Here is an 18,136-nt window from a genome sequence, read left to right on the forward strand (position 1 = left end):
CTCATGTAGAGAATGAAGATTCATTGAATAGTTAGTTGTAATCCTATCGGCGTATTATTTATCTGGATTTTGAAATTTTGTATTGATATTGCATCATAAAAATTTTCTTAATGTAAAACATATAATTATTTTTAAAATATATTCTTTGTTAAATAGTTTTGGTGGTAAAGGACTGGATTTCTAATACTTTAGAACTAGTCTTTTTCTCCGTAAATTTTGTGTAAGTACCGACTGCATCATCGTCTTGTTTTAATAACATGGGATCAAATCTGATGGCGGAAAATCAACATGAATAAAACCAAAGCGTCAAAAGCAGCCTGCACCTTGGTTTTTAAAGTGCAGGCTGCTTTTTTACCTGTTCTAACAGATAGGTAGCCCAATAATCATGTTTTCCTACTATCGGGTATTGTGGTGCGATTGATGCTGTTTTCAGGTTGGGCATGATATTTTTTATCTCACGCTTTAGGACTACGACATTTTGCCGATAAGCACATTTCCCTGTTGCCGATAGAATGGGCGGTTAATTTAATTTAACCTATGCAAAGGAAAGTGAAGAAATGAACTATTCAGGATTTCGCCTGAGCTTGATTGCCTCCTCTATGTTGCTGGGGGTGCATGCCATGGCGGCGGCAGAGGAAGTTGAAGTGTTGGAAAATATTCATGTGCAAGGAGTGAACCGCAGCACGCGTACCGAAAACCGCGATTCGTTCACCACCTCCGCCATGCGTACCACCACGGGTTTGGCTTTGTCGCCCAAAGAAACGCCGCAGTCGGTCAGCGTCATTACCAAAACTCAGATTGAAGGGCAGGGCATTACCCGTTTGGAAGATGCGCTGAAGGCCACTACGGGTGTTACCGTTGTGCGTGATTCCGACCGCTCGCGCTTCATGTCGCGCGGTTTCTATATCGACCAAATAGAAGAAGACGGCGTTTCTTCCGATGTTTCCAGCTATGTGGGCGAAACCATCCTCAATGCCGAGAGTCAGACCGATTTGTCGGTGTACGACCACATCGAAGTGGTGCGCGGTGCCACCGGTTTGACGCAGGCCAACGGCGAGCCGGGCGGAACCATCAATGCGGTACGCAAACGGCCGACTTCTGCACGGCAGATACAAGGCAGCGTGAGTGCGGGGCGTTTCGACACTTACCGCAGCGAATTGGATGTTTCCGGCAGCCTCAACAGCAGCCGCACAGTGCGCGGCCGTTTGTTGGGTGCATGGGAAAAGGCCGGTTCTTTCATTGACCGCGTCAATAGCCGGCAAAACGTGGTGTACGGCGTGCTTGATTTCGATTTGGGCGAAAAAGCAGTTTGGACGGTGGGCAGCCTGTATCAAAACCGCCATGCGGTGCCGGATGTGTACGGCCTGCCTGCAGGCAGCGAGGATCATCCGCTGCATCTGCCGCGCAATGCTTATTCCGGCGCGCCGTGGAACAACAGCCGCTTCACCAAATTCAATTTATTTTCGGAGCTGCGGTACGATTTCAACGATAACTGGCGGGCTATCGGCTTGGTCGATTATCGCCGCGACACGGCATTTCGGGAGTATGCCGCGCTCAGCAGCGGTCCGAGCTGGCAAAACAGCAGCGGCACCATTTGGGGCAGCGGCAACCGCCTTGCCGACAACAAAACTGCGCAATGGACGGCGCAAGGCAAGCTGACCGGCCGCTTTGAGGCATTGGGACGCCAACACGACGTGTTCGCCACATACAGTTACAACAAACGGCGTACCGACTCCGAAACCATGCAGCATTGGAATTTGTGGGCAGACCCGTCCGACTCTTGGAACCAGTTTTGCGCATCGCGCGGCTGGCCGAACTGGTGCGACCCTAACTTGAGCCGAGATTTCCCGCTGGATCCGTTTGACGGTTCCGTTATCCCGCGCCCCGATTGGAGCAAGCTGGCCGATTTGGATTACCGCTTCAACCCCATCCACCGATACACCGAGGAACATACCCGTTCTCATGCCGTCAGTGCCGGCATCCGCTTTAATCCGACCGACAAACTGCACCTGCTGGCCGGTTTCCGCTACACCCGGTGGCGTTATCGGCAAAACACCGATGACATAATCGACCCGGCAAACCCTGCTCCTTTGGAGAGTATGACACGCCGCATTAACCGCAATCGTTTCGTGCCCTATTTGGGTATTACCTGGGATGTAACGCCGCATCACAGCCTGTATGCCAGCTACACCTCGATTTTCAAACCGCAGCTCGAATATAAAGATGCCGGCGGCAACGATTTACCGCCCGTTATCGGCACCAACTACGAAATCGGCTGGAAATCCGCTTGGAACAACAAACGCCTGAACACTGCCGTCGCCTTGTTCCAAATCGATCAGAAAAACCGCGCCGTTTATGGCGGAGATGACGGAATGGGCAACGGCTACTATATCAACACCGGCCGAGTGGTCAGCCGAGGCTTGGATGCGGAAATTTCTGGTAATCTGACCGATAACTGGAAACTGTTTGCCGGCTACACCTACAACGACAGCAAATACCGCAATGATGACGAAGACTACCAAGCAGGGCAGAGATACAGCCAGCACACGCCGCGCAGTATCTTCAGGCTCTACACCAATTACCGGCTGCCCGGTGCCGCGCACCGATGGAGTATCGGCGCAGGTATGAACGTGCAAAGCCGCACCGGTAACCTGCACGACCAGCCCAACCTCAAGCAGGGCGGCTACACCTTGTGGCATGCCGATGTGCAATACGCGCCGACCGACCGCATCCATTTGAGCCTGATTGGCAACAACCTGTCGAATAAGCGTTATTTTGAAAACAACGCCAACCGCAGCAACGGTGCTTACAATTTTTACGGAATGCCGCGCAATATCATGTTCAAACTGAACTGGCGGCTGTAATCCCCTCGTCGTCTGAAATAACGAAAAGCAGCCTGCACTTTTGTTTTAAAATGTGCAGGCTGCTTTTTCTTTCCATCATTGCATATCCGTCCCATTTTTCAGACGACCTTCGGGCAAGCTGAAACACAAATACAAGGAATCCCGATGCCCAGCCGCACCGCCACCATTCTGACCACCGCACTCGCCCCGTTGATTTGGGGCAGCACCTATCTGGTGACCACCGAATTTCTGCCTCCAGACCGACCGTTTACCGCTGCGCTTATCCGTGTTTTACCCGCCGGGCTTTTGCTGTTGGCGTGGACGTGGCGTATCCCCAAACGCGATGAATGGGCGACGGTTGTCTTGCTCGGTTTTTTGAACATCGGCTTTTTTCAGGCCATGCTGTTTGTGGCGGCGTATCGCTTACCGGGCGGACTGGCGGCGGTATTGAGTTCGACGCAGACGCTGATGGTGCTGGTGTTCACTTGGTTAATCGGCAAAACCATGCCGCCTAAAGCAGCTTGGGCTTGGTCGGCGGCAGGGGTTTTGGGGATCGCGCTTTTGGTTTTGTCGCCGCAGGCACGCTATGACGGGACGGGGATTTTGGCGGCATTGGCGGGCGCGGCGGCGATGGCGTTGGGCGTGTATTTGTCGAAACACCGCCGCACTTCACTGCCCGTATTGGCGTTCACCGGCTGGCAGCTTTTCATCGGCGGCTTGTTTTTACTGCCCGTCGCGCTGCTTGCCGAACCGCGGCTCGAATCTTTAAGCCCCGCCAATATCGGCGGCTATCTGTATTTGAGCCTGTTTGGTGCCGTATTGGCTTATGTGTTGTTTTTCAGAGGAATTGCTAAACTTTCACCTGCTGCGGTTTCGTCGCTGGGATTGCTCAGCCCTGTCTCGGCATTTATCTTGGGCTGGCTGTTTTTAGGGCAAGGGATGGATGCGAAGTCGCTGGCGGGATTTGCGTTGGTGTTGGTATCGATATTCGGGGTGCAGCGGGCAGTCATGAAAAAGGTCGTCTGAAAACTTAAAAAGCAGCCTGCACTTTGGAAATGGAAGTGCAGGCTGCTTTCAATGTGGCCGATAGTCAGTATAAATTTCCAAAATTTATTAAATTCAGTATAATGCGTTCCTCAAATACCATTCAACATAGCTGAACACATTTGTTTTCGTTTCCATATACCACGCAACAGGCCAAAAAAGGCAATGGACGTTGTGGAAACGGCAATTGGTTTGGCTATTTGGTTTTGCCGTTATCCGCAAAACCTGTAACAAATTAAGGAATATCACAATGAATAAAACCTACAAAACTGTTTACAACGCCGTGAGCGGCACTTGGGCGGCCGTTTCCGAGCTGGCCAAATCACAAGGCAAAAACACCACGCGCGCCGCTGCCGCTTTGGTGCTGCTGGCGGTTTCTCCCGCTTGGGGCGCGCAAAACACCGGCACGACCACTTCCGGCGGCAATACCGTGCCCGCTGGTGCAGACTACAAATCCTGCTATTTCGACGACAACAGCAAAAACGTGGTTTGTGGCGATGCCACTACGACGGCGGCCGATATTGTAGGCGGTAATAAGCCCGGCAAATCTGTAGCCATCGGCTTATCGGCCAAAACGGCGGGCGAGAGCAATGTGGCTTTGGGTGCGAATTCTTCCGCTTCCAGTACGTCGGGCTTGGCGATTGGGGCAGACAGCAAAGCACATCATAATCAAACGGTTGCCATTGGTGAACGCGCCAATGCACTGGGCGAGGCGGATGTTGCCATTGGTAAGGCGGCGGGCGAAAGCGCCAACAGCACAGGGCGCAATATTGCCGTGGGCGAGGGCGCGCTGAAAAATGCGGCGGCTGCCAATAATGTAATCGGTATCGGTACGGGCGCGGCACAGAATATTAACGGCCAGCACGTTATTGCCATTGGTACGGATGCCAATCAGGGTGTTTCCGGTGTGAACCAAGTGGTGGCCATCGGCTATAAAAGCTCCGCTGTAACATCGCAATCGGTTGCCGTCGGCACAGCGGCTTCTGCTAAAAATATTGGTGCTTTGGCTTTGGGCAACAGTAGCAATGCTGTTACCGAAAGCTCGGTGGCTGTAGGCCGCTTCTCGCAAGCTTCCGGCGCAAACTCGATTGCCGTTGGTGGCGGTCGCAGCGCTGCACAGTCGGCACAGGCCGGCGGTAATTATTCCATCGCTGTCGGCGCGGGTACAGCAGCAACACATGCACAATCGATTGCCATGGGCTGGAATGCTGGTGCGAAATCTATCGGTACTGTGGCAGTAGGTGATACGGCGCAGGCTTCAAAATTGTATGCGATTGCCATCGGTAACAAAGCAGAGGCATCGGGTGAGAAATCTGTTGTGATCGGCTCGAATGAAACGGCCACCAATATTGCCAAAGCCACCGGCAGGCAGTCTGTGGCCATCGGCTGGACGGCTCAGGCAACAGGGTTTACCCAAGCGGTGGCCATCGGCCCGGATGCACAGGCATTGGGCGGGCAATCCACTTCCATCGGTAACAACACCCGAGCCAATGGCAATTCCTCCATCGCTATCGGCAGCGATGATTGGGATTTAGCCAAAGCCCAAGTGGACGCGGATTACCAACGCCTGACCGGCACGTCAATGAGCACCGGTTATCAAAGCACAGAAGCGGCTGAGGCCGCGATTGCCGTGGGTGTGAAAGCCCAAGCCACAGGCGCGCTTTCCACTGCTTTCGGCCCGGGTGCACAAGCCACACAAGTTGGTGCAACAGCAGTTGGCGTGGGTGCGGAAGCTGACAAAGAAAAAGCAGTGGCTATCGGCGCAGGTTCGCGCACAAGCACTGTTGCAACACCAGTGACTAGTGCTACCGTGAACGGCGTGACCTACAGCGGTTTTGCCGGTGCTACCAAGATTACGGATGGTTCTCAGGTTTCCATCGGTACGGCAGGTTATGAGCGCCAAATCAAACACGTTGCCCCTGGTGAAATTTCTGCCACGTCCACTGATGCCATTAACGGCAGCCAGCTTTATCACGTTGCCGCCCAAGCCGCCAATCCGCTCAAATTCGACGGCGACAGCGGTACCACTGTGGAACGCCCGCTTGGCACCACGCTCAACGTGAAAGGCGGCGCCACCGGTACGCTCACCGACAACAACATCGGCGTGGTGGCCGACAAGGCCAGCAACACATTGCGCGTGAAACTTGCGCAAAACGTGGATTTGGGCAATGCAGGCAGCCTGAAAACCGGCAACACCACCGTGAACAACAGCGGCCTGACCATCGCCAACGGTCCGAGCGTGACCAACACTGGTATTGATGCAGGCAACAAACAAATCACCAACGTGGCCAGCGGCGGCAACACCGACAGCAACGCCGCCAATATCGGCGATGTGAAACGCATTACCAACCAACTTTCCACCAACATCCAAGCGGCGAAAACCGAAGTGGTGGCGGGCGACAATATTCAGGTAATCCCGTCTCCAGGCGGGAATGGTCAAACCATCTACACCGTTAAAACCGTTGCAACCCCGACGTTTACCAGTGTGACCACCGGCGGCAACAAACTGGACGGCACGGCAATCAACGTCAATGGCAACACCGTGACCCATGTGAACGATGCCATTAACAAAACCGCCGCCCAAGCCTTCAGCCCGCTCACGTTCACCGGTAACAAAAACAGCGATACCGGCAACGACGGCAGCCAGCAGAAACTGGGAAGCAGCCTGCACATTGGCGGCGGCTTGGCGAACACCGCAGCGGCCAGCAACAGCAATATCCGCACCGAAGTGACGGACGGCAAAGTGGATATTCAATTTGCCGATGCGCCCACTTTCGCCGGCACAGTCACCGCGCCCACCTTCAAAGCAGGCAGCAACACGCTGGACAACACGCCGATAACGGTGAACGGCAACACGGTAACCAACGTGAACAACGCCATCAACCAAACCGCCGCCCAAGCCTTCAATCCGCTCAAGTTTGACGGTGACAGCGGCACCACCGTTGAGCGCAAGCTCGGCACCACGCTCAACATAAAAGGCGGCGCCACCGGCACGCTCACCGACAACAACATCGGCGTGGTGGCCGATAACGCCAGCAACACATTGCGCCTCAAGCTCGCGCAAAACGTGGATTTGGGCAATGCAGGCAGCCTGAAAACCGGCAACACCACCGTGAACAACAACGGCCTGACCATCAACAATGGCCCGAGCGTGACCAACAACGGTATTGATGCTGGCAACAAGCAGATTACCCATGTTGCGGACGGCACCAACCCCAACGATGCCGTGAACGTGCGCCAACTGCAGGCTGCCGTGGCAGGCAGCACCGCCAACCAAAACCAGATTAACCAGCTTGGCCAGCGTATCGGCAAATTGGAAGACAACAGCAACGCCGGTATTGCAGGCGGTATCGCGCAAAGCTCCATTCCGCAAGTGACCCGCACCGGCGCATCCGGCATCGGTATCGGCACGGGCTACTACGGCGGCCAGTCTGCGATTGCCGTGGGTGCATCGGCCATCAGCGACGGCGGCAACTGGATTGTGAAAGGCTCGTTCTCCGTCAATTCACAAGGCCGTGCCGGCGTTGGCGCGGGCGCGCTGTATCAGTGGTAATCCCGCAGTCAGTTTGTTAAGGCTTAAAAAAGCAGCCTGCACTTTGGAAAATGAAGTGCAGGCTGCTTTTCGATGCTCATTTGACAACGAATTCCGATATTACATAAACTTATTTCTATTTTATAGAAAGGCGCAACCATGACCCAACCCAGCGAACACCTTACCGCCGTTACGCTCAACATATTCAGATTAAATGGGATTTTGTACGAATGGGGCAACCGTTTTGCCACCCCTTTGGGTTTGAACACTTCGCGTTGGCAGGTGCTGGGCGCGGTGCTGCTTTCGGAAACGCCACCGACCGTGCCGCAAATTGCCGAAAAAATGGGCATCACCCGCCAGGGCGCGTTAAAGCAGGTCAATATCCTGATAGAAGAAGGCCTACTCGCCGCCCAGCCGAATCCGGCACACCAGCGTGCGCAACTTTATGTTTTAACGGAAAAAGGGCAGCAGGCTGCGCGGCAGATTCAAGTGCATTGGCGTGCCCATGCGGAGAAAATTGCCGAACAGTTCCATCCGGACGATTTGGCCGCCGCGGCACGGGTATTGGGGCAACTCGGCCAGTTTTATCAGGATAAATAGTGCAAAGGATAGGTTTAGCACATAGAGAAATTTATATCCATAAATTGACAACTATTTTCTATATAGGTAAACTTGTTTCTTTATTAAAAGACTGATAAGGAAACTGAAATGAACCGAAACATTTACCGTTTGCTCAAAATACTGCATTTAATCGGCCTGTCCCTGTTTTTGGGTTCGATTTTCGGCCATATTGTCGCCTCTGTGCTGGGTGGCGCGCCGCAAGCGGGTAATGAGACGGCATTTCTGAATTCGCGCGTGCATATTACAGTGGCCACGCGCTATCTGACGATGCCCGGGCTGCTGCTGACACTGGCAACGGGCGTGGGGATGTGGTTGCAGTCGTGGTCGCTGAAACGCGATGTTTGGCTGCGCGCCCACGTGTTTGCCGCGGCACTGATTGCCCTGTTGGCATTTTTTGTGATTGTGCCTGCGGGCAGCGAAATGTTGCGGTTGGCGCAGCAGGGCGTGGCGGAACATGCAGGGCAAATCAAGGCGGCGCACAAGGTGGAGGATATGGTCGGTGCGGCCAATATCCTGCTGACGGTGTTGGCGACGGCCTTGGGTGTGGTTAAGCCGAAATGGGGGAAAAGGCAGCGTGAGAAATAGAAAAAAGCAGCCTGCACTTGGAAAACGCAAAGTGCAGGCTGCTTTTTCATTGCCGCCGCCATGGTATTTGCCTTGAAAAAACATCCGAATCGCCCAATTATCCAAATATCTTTCACAAACAGCCCGAATCTTTGCCATAAGGAATCCCCCCATGAACCCCGTCTTCCAGCCCTACACCTTCAACAACGGCGCCACCGTTTCCAACCGCCTCGCCGTCGCCCCCATGACCCACTTCGCTTCGGACGAAAACGGCCACATCACGGACCAAGAGCGCACGTTTTTGTGCAACCGCTTCAAAGGCTTCGGCCTGTTTATCGCCGCCGCCACATTGGTGCAGGCAAACGGCAAAACCTTTCACGGCCAGCCATATGCCATCAACGAAACCGACTTGCCCAGCCTGCGCGAAGTTGCCAAAATCGCCCAAACACAGGGCGCGAAAGCCATCCTGCAAATCCACCACGGCGGCCTGAAAGCCGAACTTTCCGCCGACATCGTCGCCCCGTCCGCCGATGAAGCCACGGGCGCGCGCGAACTGACCGCCGCCGAAATCGAGCAGCTCATCGCCGCCTATGCCAATGCCGCCGCCCTCGCGGTGCAGGCTGGGTTTGACGGCGTAGAAATCCACGGCGCAAACGGCTACCTGCTACAACAATTCGTGTCCGCCCAAACCAACCGCCGCACTGACGAATGGGGCGGCAGCCTGCAAAACCGCCTGCGCTTCCCGCTGGCCGTGGTCGATGCCGTTGCTGCCGCCGTGAAAGCGCACGCCAAACCCGACTTCATCTTGGGCTACCGATTCTCGCCCGAAGAGCCAGGCGAGCAGGGTATCACCATGGCGGAAACTTTCGCCCTTGTGGACGCGCTGGTGCAAAAACCGCTGCAATATCTGCATGTTTCCCTGCACGATTTCTACAAAAAAGCCCGACGCGGTGCAGACACCCACCGCGCCCGCATGGAACTGCTGCACGAGCGCATCGCCAGCCGCCTGCCCTTAATCGGCGTGGGCAACCTTTACACCGGCAGCGACATCGCCCAAGCGTTTCACACCGGCTGGGCGGAGTTTATCGCGCTGGGCAAAACCGTGATGATTAACCCCGATTTGGCCGACTTAGTGCGCGAAAACCGCGATGCCAACATCCAAACCGACCTCGACCCCGCCCGCACCGACCACTACCGCCTGCCCGACGCGCTGTGGCAACGCTGCCTGACCAACTCGCCGTGGCTGCCGCCCGTGAAAGGGATGGAACGGCAGATTGTGGATATTTGAGGCTACCTGAAAACCATATTGCAGGCACGCACATCGGTTGGCTGAATCAAAGATTCAGACCGATGGCAGCACCACGGGCACGCACATCGGTTAGCTGAATCAGAGATTCAGACCGATGGCAGCCTGCTCCCAATAATAAGGAATCCCATGACCATCACCAAAATCACCGCAAAAACCCACGATGTCGGCGGCATCCCCATTGCCCGACTGCTTCCCAACCGCACGCACCGCACCATAGGTGCATGGTGCTTTCTCGACCACGCCGGCCCCGCGCATTTTGCCGAGCAGGAAGACGGCATGCAGGTTGGCGCACATCCGCACACCAACCTGCAAACCTTCACTTGGATGCTGGAAGGCGAAGTGTTGCACCAAGACAGCCTCGGTAACCGCCAAACCATCCGCCCAAAACAAGTCAATCTGATGACCGCAGGCACGGGCGACCACCACGGCATCAGCCACACCGAACAAACGCCGGAAGGCATCAAAACCCTGCATGCCGTGCAGCTTTGGATTGCCCTGCTCATGCACAAAACCATCGCCCCCGATTTCCGCCACTATCCTGAAATGCCCGAATGGTCGGACAACGGCGCGGATTTCGTGCTGGTGAACGGCAGTTTCGCCGGCCGCACCGCCCCGACCGAACAGCACAGTCCCTTACTCGGCTTGGACATCCGCACCCGTCGGGCGCAAACGCTGGGAATCCCCGCCCAAGCAGGCTGGGAATACGGCGTGCTGGTGCTCAAAGGCGAAGTGGAAATCGACGGACAGATATTTGCGCAAGACGAGTTGGCAAAATTCGCCCGTGCCGACACCGCCCAAACCTTGCACATCCTCGCCCAAGCGGGCAGCCACATTATGCTGCTGGGCGGCGAACCTTTGCCGCACCCGACGCTGATTTGGTGGAACTTCGTTGCCGACAGCCGGGAAGCGCTGGAAAAAGCCGTGGCCGACTGGAACAACGGACACCCGCGCTTTGGCAGCATTGATTTGGTGGGCACGAAATTGCAACGTCTGGCGGCGCCTGAATTGCGCGGGAAAGTGCGTTAGGAAAAAAGCAGCCTGCACCTTTGTTTTTGGGGTGCAGGCTGCTTTTTTGCGGTTTAATCGGCGCGGACAAACGGGTTGTGCCGTTTTTCGTGGCCGATGGTGGTGGTGCGGCCGTGGCCGGGGATGACCAGCGTGTCGTCCGGCAGCGTGTAGAGTTTGCGGCGGATGTTGTTGAGCAGGGCTTGGTGGTTGCCGCGCGGGAAATCGGTGCGGCCGATGCTTTCGCGGAACAACACGTCGCCCGCGATTAAGAGTTTGTTGTCGGGGCTGTGGAACACGACGTGGCCGGGCGTGTGGCCGTCGATGTGCAGCACGTCAAAGCGCTGCTGCCCCACAGTGAGCGTGTCGCCTTCGTTCAGATAGCGCGTGGGCGCAAACGCGGGGCAGACGGGGAAGCCGTATTCTGCGGTGGTTTGCGGCAGGCTTTGCAGCAGGAATTCGTCTTCGCGGTGCGGCCCGAGGATTTCCGTTTCGTGCTGTTGCAGCAGGAAGGGCACGCCGCCTGCGTGATCCAAATGTCCGTGCGTGAGCCAGACGGCGCGCAGGTTCAGCCCTTGCTGTCGGACGTGTTGCCACAGGAAACCGCTGTCGCCGCCGACATCGGTCAGCACGGCGTCGTTGGTGGCGTCGTCCCACAACAGGGTGCAGTTTTGGCGGAAGGGGGTGACGGGGAAGATTCGGTATTGGAGTGCCATGGGAAATCCGTTCGGGTGGTGCAGGCTGCTTTTTGATTGCAGATTTTATAGTGAATTAAAATCGCAATGATACGGCGTTGGCTCGCCTTGACGTACTATTTGTACGCCTTGCGGCTCGCCGCCTTGTCTCATTTTTATTTTAATCCACTATATTTAAAAAACAAAAAAATAAAAGTGCAGGCTGCCATCGGTCTGAATTTACGATTCAACGAACCGATGTGCGTGCCCGCGGCACTGCTTTTGAATACGCCGAAAGCAGCCTGCACCCGGCACATTAGGCTTCTACGGGGATAATGCCGATTTTCGCCTGCCATTGTTTCGGCGCGATGGCGTGCACGGAGCGGCCTTGGCTGTCCACCGCCACGGTAACGGGCATGTCTTTCACTTCGAATTCGTAAATCGCTTCCATGCCCAGTTCCGGGAAGGCGATGACTTTGGCTTCTTTAATCGCTTTGGCGACCAGATAGGCCGCGCCGCCGGTGGCCATCAGGTACACGGCTTGGTTGTCGGCAATGGCTTCGCAGGCTGCCGCGCCGCGTTCGGATTTGCCAATCATGCCCAAAAGGCCGGTCTGTTCCAGCATTTGGCGCGTGAATTTGTCCATGCGGGTGGCGGTGGTGGGGCCTGCTGGGCCGACTACTTCGTCGCGCACGGGATCGACGGGGCCGACGTAGTAAATCATTTTGTTGGTGAAATCCACGGGCAGTTTTTCGCCTTTGTTCAGCATATCGACCATGCGTTTGTGCGCGGCGTCGCGGCCGGTGTAGATTTTGCCGTTCAAAAGCAGCACGTCGCCCATTTTCCATTGCGCCACGTCTTCTTTGGTGAGCGTGTCCAGATTGACGCGGATGCCGTTGTCGGGGCTATAAGTGATGTCGGGCCAGTCTTCCAGGCTGGGCGGGTCGAGTTTGACCGGGCCTGTGCCGTCCAGCGTGAATTCGACGTGGCGCGTGGCGGCGCAGTTCGGAATCATGGCCACGGGTTTGGAGGCGGCGTGGGTCGGATAATCCAGGATTTTCACGTCCAAAACGGTGGTCAGGCCGCCCAAGCCTTGCGCGCCGATGCCCAGTGCGTTCACTTTTTCATACAATTCCAAACGCAGTTTTTCCACCGTGTTCAATTCTGCGCCGGATTTGGCTTTGTCTTGCAATTCTTGGATGTCGATGTGGCTCATCAGGCTTTCTTTGGCCATCAGCATGGCTTTTTCTGGCGTGCCGCCGATGCCGATGCCCAACATGCCGGGCGGGCACCAGCCTGCACCCATGGTGGGCACGGTTTTCAGCACCCAATCGACAATGCTGTCGGACGGGTTGAGCATGGCCATTTTGGATTTGTTTTCCGAGCCGCCGCCTTTGGCCGCGCAGGTAACTTCAACTTTGTCGCCCGCCACGATTTCCATGTGGACGACGGCGGGGGTGTTGTCTTTGGTGTTTTGGCGTTTGCCGGCAGGGTCGGCCAGCACGGAGGCGCGCAATACATTGTCGGGGTGCGTGTAGGCACGGCGCACGCCTTCGTTTACCATTTCCTGCACGCTCATTTGTGCGTCCCACTGCACGTTCATGCCGACTTTCAAAAACACGGTGGCAATGCCGGTGTCTTGGCAGATGGGGCGGTGGCCTTCGGCGCACATGCGGCTGTTCACCAGAATCTGCGTCATCGCATCGCGCGCGGCGGGGTTTTCTTCTTTGGCCAGCGCTTTGGTCAGGGCTTGGATGTAGTCTTTGGGGTGGTAGTAGCTGATGAACTGGAAGGCATCGGCAATGCTTTGGATGAAGTCTTCTTGTTTGATGATGGTCATGGCAGTGTTCCTTTTCGGGGTTTGGGGGATGGTTGTTGTGTTTTTAATGTGCAGGCTGCTTTTTTAGGTTTAAAAGCAGCCTGCACTCGTTATTATCGGCGGATGGTTGGATTAAATGCGCATCGGCATTACAACGTATTTGAATTCCGGGCGGTTCGGAACGGTGAACAAGGTGGCGCGGTCGGCCGAGCCGAAGGCCAGTTGCACTTCGTCGCTGTGCACGTTGCGCAGCAAATCCAGCAGGAAGGTGATGTTGAAGCCCACATCCAGGCTTTCGCCCTGATAGGCGATGTCCAATTCTTCGCTGGCTTCTTCCTGTTCGTTGTTGGTGCAGGTGATGTGCAGGCTGCCCGGTTGCACCAGCAGGCGCACACCGCGGAATTTTTCGTTGGCCAAAATGGACGAACGCTCCAACGCGCCCAGCAGGGACAGGCGGTCAATCACGAAAATGTTTTTATTGTCCATCGGGATGACGCGGTTATAGTCGGGGAAGCGGCCGTCAATCACTTTGCTGACAATCACGGTGTCGTTGCAGCGGAAGCGGATTTGGTTGTCCAAAAGTTCCACCACCACGTTTTCTTTGGGCTGGGTGAGCAGTTTGTTCAGTTCCAGCACGGTTTTGCGCGGCAGAATCACGTCGTGTTTCGGCAGTTCGGTTTCCAGCGTGGCGGATGTGAATGCGAGGCGGTGCCCGTCTGTGGCCACCAAACGCAGCTGGTTGCCTTCGGTCTGCATGAGCAGGCCGTTCAGGTAAAAGCGGATGTCTTGCACCGCCATGCTGTGCTGCACCTGCGAAATCATGTGTTTCAGGGTTTCCTGTGGCAGTGCGAAGGCAGCGGACGTGTTTTCGTCCACGTTCATGGTGGGGAAATCCTGCGCCGGCAGGGTTTGCAGGTTAAAGCGCGATTTGCCTGCTTTGAGCGTGAGTTTGTGGTCGGCCAAATCCAGTTGCACGGTGGAAGAATCGGGCAGGGCGCGCAGAATGTCCTGCAATTTCTTCGCATTGGTGGTGATGCGGAAATCGGGTTGTGCGCCTTGCGCGCCCAATGTGTGGATTTGGATTTCCAAATCGGTGGCCAAAAGCTGCACCTGTCCGTTTTCGCTTTGCAGCAGGATGTTCGACAAGATGGGCAGCGTGTGTTTGCGTTCGACAATGCCGGTAACGGCTTGCAGGGGTTTGAGCAGGTCGTCGCGACCGGTTTCTAAAATCAACATGATGGGTTCTTTCTTAATGTAAGTTTATGGAATTTATGGAATGCTTTGGGGTACTTAATCAGTTTTGTATCAGAATCAGCAGTTTGCCGTAGTCCTGTTCCAGTTCGGGCTCGTCCCTGCGCAGTTTGGTCACGGCTTTGACGGCGTGCATCACGGTGGTGTGGTCGCGGCCGCCGAATGCGTCGCCGATGGCCGGCAGGCTCAGCGTGGTGAGTTCTTTGGTCAGCGCCATGGCGATTTGGCGCGGCCGGGCGATGTTGCGCGTGCGTTTTTTGCCGAGCAGGTCGCTGATGCGGATGCGGTAATAGTCCGCCACGGTTTTCATGATGAGGTCGGCGGTAATCGGTTTGTAGTTGCTGACGATGATGTCTTGCAGCGCGCTGGTGGCCAGGTCGATGTCGATGACGTTGCGCTTTTCAAAGCGGCAGCGGGCAATGACGCGGTTCAGCGCGCCTTCCAGCTCGCGCACGCTGGCTTTCACGTTTTGGGCGATAAACAATGCCGCACCTTCGTCAAACTGGATGTCCATTTTTTTGGCTTTGTGTTCCAAAATGTCGATACGCATTTCCAATTCGGGTGGTTCGATGCGCACGGTCATGCCCCAAGAGAAGCGCGAAATCAGCCGTTTTTCCATGTGCTCCAAGCCGCTGGGCAGCTGGTCGCAGGTCAAAATGATTTGCTGGTTGCGCGAATGGAAATGCTCGAACAGGAAGAAGAATTCTTCCATGGTGCGGTCTTTGCCCTGAATGAACTGGATGTCGTCAATGATGAGCAGGTCGTAGTGCAGATATTGCTGTTTGAACGCGTCCCAGCTTTTGTTTTTCACGGTGGTCATGAAGGTTTTCAGGTATTCGTTCGAGTGCATATAGCGCACTTTGGCGGCCGGATTCAGCGCCAGCAGGCGGTTGCCGACGGCCTGCACCAAGTGGGTTTTACCCAAGCCGGTGGAGCCGTACACGAAAAAAGGGTTATACATATTGTCGCCCGGGTTTTCGGCAATGCTCATCGCCACCTGCACGGGCAGCTGGTTGCCCTTGCCCACCACCAGCGTGTCAAACGTGTATTCGGACGACAGGTTGGTCTGCGTGTGGCGCTGTTCGGCGGCTTCGCGCTGTTTCTCCTGTTCGATGGCGGGGGCAGCGCTGTCCTGCACGGCGGCAGAAGCAGCCTGCACATCGGCGGCGGGGGTGTGCCGGGTCGGCTGGTCGGGGCGCAGGTTGTTCATGCGCTCCTGCAAAATGGCGGTGGCGCTGGCCTTTTTGCTTTTTTTGCCTGTCGTTTTGGATGCGGTTTCCATGTGCAGGCTGCTTTTTTCTTCGGGCGATTCGGTGGCAGGCGATGCGGAAAAAGCAGCCTGCACATCGGCATCCACCATCGCGCACGTTGCCCCGCTGCCGATTTTGTAGCACACGGCAGGTGCGTCGGGCGCAAGTTCCGCCTGCAGCGCGGCAATCTTCGCCGCGTATTGCGAACGCAGCAGATTCACGGCGAACTGGTTTTTGGCATACAGCACCCACGCGCCGTCCTGCTCGCCCAGCGTGACGGGGGCAATGGCGCGGTTGAACTGCTGTTCGCTCAGTTCAGAATGAAGGCGGCGCAGCGCTTGCGCCCAAAAATCAGCTAACTTCATGAAAATGCTCAAAGAAAATAGAGGTTGGAAAACGGGGAATCCAATGGGTGCCGCTTGTGGATAAATGGCTCGCGTGCAGGCTTTTGATTGGGCGGAAATTATACCCAATATTCGCCGCTTTGTGGATAAGTGTTGCGCGGGTAAGCACAAAAAGCAGTACCGCAGGCACGCACATCGGTTCGCTGAATCAAGGATTCAGACCGATGGCAGCCTGCGCTCTGTATTGTGAAAAATCATTTGCATTTTATGCGAATACATTTGCATTCAAGTGAAATTGATGGTATGATTCACGCATTCTCCCACCACAGTCAAGGAAAGGAAAACTGATGAGTCAAACATACAGCAAAAAATACGAAATGCCGTACCTGAACGGCTTTGTCGCACTAGTGATTTTGTTGGTTATCGGTGTGGGTGTTGGCAGTGCGGCATTGGAGAACGGTGCTTTTGCCGCTATTTTGGGCGTGCCGTATTTTTATCTGTTTACCCGTTTCCGCGTGGTGCAGCCGAATGTTGCGCTGGTGGGCACGCTGTTCGGCAAATACGCCGGTATTTTGTCGCATGCCGGTTTTTACTGGCTGATTCCGTTTTACCACACGCAAACCGTGTCGCTCAAAACGGGCAACTATGTGACCGATACGCTGAAAGTGAACGATTCTTCCGGCACGCCGATTGAAATTGCCGCCGCGATTGTGTACCACATCGAAAACCCCGCCGCTGCCGTGCTGGATGTGGAAAATGCCTACCATTTCCTGAACGTGCAGAGCGAAGGCGCGTTACGCGCGCTGGCAACCCACCACCCGTATGCCAACGATGGCAGCGCGGACAGTTTGACGGGGCACTCGCAAACCATTCTGGCGCAGTTCCAGCAAATGCTGCAGGAGCGCGTGGAAGTGGCGGGAATTTCGATTGACGAAGTGCGCTTCACCCATTTGACGTATGCGCCCGAAATCGCACAAGCCATGTTGCGCCGCCAGCAGGCGGAAGCCGTGATTTTGGCACGCCAAGCCTTGGTGCGCGGCGCAATCGCCATGGTGGGCGGCACAGTGTCGGAATTGGAGCGGCGCAATATCGTTCAAATGACCGACAGCGAAAAAGCGCGCCTGGTCACCAGCATGATGACTGTGCTGCTGAGCGAAGAAAACGCATCGCCCGTGCTGAACGTGAGCGGCAACTGACGGATACCGCGGTTTACCCGCCTGCCTTTTGAATCAAAAGCAGCCTGCACCTTGGAAAACAGGGTGCAGGCTGCTTTTTGCTGTATGCGCCCGCCGAACACCTGCTTATTTTGATTGACAAAACACGATAAAACAGGTTTAATTGCGCGTTTAATTTTCCCCGAAATTTAATTAGGATATTCAAAATGAAACGCACTTACCAACCTTCAGTTACCAAACGCAAACGCACACACGGCTTTTTGGTGCGCTCAAAAACCCGCGGCGGTCGCGCCGTATTGGCAGCACGCCGTGCCAAAGGCCGCAAACGTTTGGCTGTGTAATTGGAACAGGGCTTCGGCAAAGCCTGCCGCTTATTAAAAACGGAAGAGTTCTCTTCCGTTTTTGCACTTCGTAAGCAGCGTTCGCGGGAATTTTTGCAGGTGCTGCGCTTGGAAAACAATGTGCAAGGCTTTGCCAGACTCGGTTTGGTGGTTAGCAAAAAAGCCGCCAAACGCGCCAACCGCCGCAACTATATGAAACGGGTCATCCGCGAATGGTTTCGGCGGCATCAATGCGTTTTGCCGCCGCACGATTTTGTGGTGCGCGTCCGAAAGGCATTCGATAAAGACAGCGCGCCGCAGGCCAGGCAGGAATTGTGCGAAATGATGCTGCCGCCCACCGCGCAAAAAACGAAAGAATGAAATC

General features: G+C 55.4%; 14 protein-coding genes. 10 read left to right on the forward strand and 4 right to left on the reverse strand.

Annotated elements, in window-relative coordinates; translation table 11 throughout:
* The first annotated feature begins 557 nt into the window (after positions 1-557).
* The 7 genes from HMPREF9098_RS08495 (at position 558) to HMPREF9098_RS08525 (ending at position 10,939) form a co-directional block, all read left to right on the forward strand.
* Entirely contained in the window at positions 558-2,864 is a 2,307-nt protein-coding gene (locus HMPREF9098_RS08495; RefSeq protein ID WP_040564393.1) for a TonB-dependent siderophore receptor, read from the forward strand.
* A 144-nt stretch (positions 2,865-3,008) separates the two neighbouring features.
* Positions 3,009-3,869, forward strand: a complete 861-nt coding sequence (locus HMPREF9098_RS08500; protein ID WP_003783912.1) for an EamA family transporter — start codon at positions 3,009-3,011, stop codon at positions 3,867-3,869.
* Between the two features lie 268 nt (positions 3,870-4,137).
* Entirely contained in the window at positions 4,138-7,440 is a 3,303-nt protein-coding gene (locus tag HMPREF9098_RS08505) for a YadA-like family protein (RefSeq protein WP_003783914.1), read from the forward strand.
* A gap of 138 nt (positions 7,441-7,578) precedes the next feature.
* Positions 7,579-8,019, forward strand: coding sequence for a MarR family winged helix-turn-helix transcriptional regulator (locus HMPREF9098_RS08510; RefSeq protein ID WP_003783916.1), 441 nt, complete (start codon positions 7,579-7,581; stop codon positions 8,017-8,019).
* 108 nt (positions 8,020-8,127) lie between these two features.
* Positions 8,128-8,625 carry a DUF2269 family protein gene (locus HMPREF9098_RS08515; protein ID WP_003783918.1) on the forward strand — a complete coding sequence of 166 codons (498 nt, stop codon included), beginning with the start codon at positions 8,128-8,130 and terminating at the stop codon, positions 8,623-8,625.
* A 151-nt stretch (positions 8,626-8,776) separates the two neighbouring features.
* Complete coding sequence (locus tag HMPREF9098_RS08520; protein WP_003783919.1) at positions 8,777-9,892, forward strand: NADH-dependent flavin oxidoreductase; 1,116 nt, start codon at positions 8,777-8,779, stop codon at positions 9,890-9,892.
* Positions 9,893-10,039: 147 nt separating this feature from the next.
* A complete protein-coding gene (locus tag HMPREF9098_RS08525) occupies positions 10,040-10,939 on the forward strand; it encodes a pirin family protein (RefSeq protein WP_003783920.1) in 900 nt (299 codons plus the stop codon).
* Positions 10,940-10,992: 53 nt separating this feature from the next.
* Here HMPREF9098_RS08525 and HMPREF9098_RS08530 read toward each other — a convergent pair whose 3' ends face one another.
* From HMPREF9098_RS08530 to dnaA, 4 genes are all read right to left on the reverse strand, one after another.
* Complete coding sequence (locus HMPREF9098_RS08530) at positions 10,993-11,634, reverse strand: MBL fold metallo-hydrolase (RefSeq protein WP_003783922.1); 642 nt, start codon at positions 11,632-11,634, stop codon at positions 10,993-10,995.
* Between the two features lie 274 nt (positions 11,635-11,908).
* Positions 11,909-13,432 (reverse strand): fumarate hydratase, encoded by a 1,524-nt coding sequence (locus HMPREF9098_RS08535; protein ID WP_003783925.1) that lies wholly within the window; start codon positions 13,430-13,432, stop codon positions 11,909-11,911.
* Positions 13,433-13,543: 111 nt separating this feature from the next.
* Positions 13,544-14,647, reverse strand: coding sequence for a DNA polymerase III subunit beta (dnaN, locus tag HMPREF9098_RS08540; RefSeq protein WP_003783927.1), 1,104 nt, complete (start codon positions 14,645-14,647; stop codon positions 13,544-13,546).
* A 58-nt stretch (positions 14,648-14,705) separates the two neighbouring features.
* Positions 14,706-16,277, reverse strand: a complete 1,572-nt coding sequence (gene dnaA, locus HMPREF9098_RS08545) for a chromosomal replication initiator protein DnaA (RefSeq protein ID WP_040564394.1) — start codon at positions 16,275-16,277, stop codon at positions 14,706-14,708.
* A 326-nt stretch (positions 16,278-16,603) separates the two neighbouring features.
* Here dnaA and HMPREF9098_RS08550 point away from each other — a divergent pair, with 326 nt between their 5' ends.
* The 3 genes from HMPREF9098_RS08550 (at position 16,604) to rnpA (ending at position 18,132) form a co-directional block, all read left to right on the forward strand.
* Positions 16,604-17,452 (forward strand): SPFH domain-containing protein, encoded by an 849-nt coding sequence (locus tag HMPREF9098_RS08550; protein WP_003783931.1) that lies wholly within the window; start codon positions 16,604-16,606, stop codon positions 17,450-17,452.
* Positions 17,453-17,637: 185 nt separating this feature from the next.
* Positions 17,638-17,772, forward strand: coding sequence for a 50S ribosomal protein L34 (rpmH, locus tag HMPREF9098_RS08555; protein ID WP_002214728.1), 135 nt, complete (start codon positions 17,638-17,640; stop codon positions 17,770-17,772).
* The gene (gene rnpA / locus HMPREF9098_RS08560) at positions 17,773-18,132 is read left to right on the forward strand and encodes a ribonuclease P protein component (RefSeq protein WP_003783934.1); all 360 of its coding nucleotides are present in this window, start codon (positions 17,773-17,775) and stop codon (positions 18,130-18,132) included.
* The last annotated feature ends 4 nt before the right edge of the window (positions 18,133-18,136 follow it).

It is taken from the genome of Kingella denitrificans ATCC 33394 (genome assembly GCF_000190695.1).
Lineage (GTDB): Bacteria > Pseudomonadota > Gammaproteobacteria > Burkholderiales > Neisseriaceae > Kingella_A > Kingella_A denitrificans.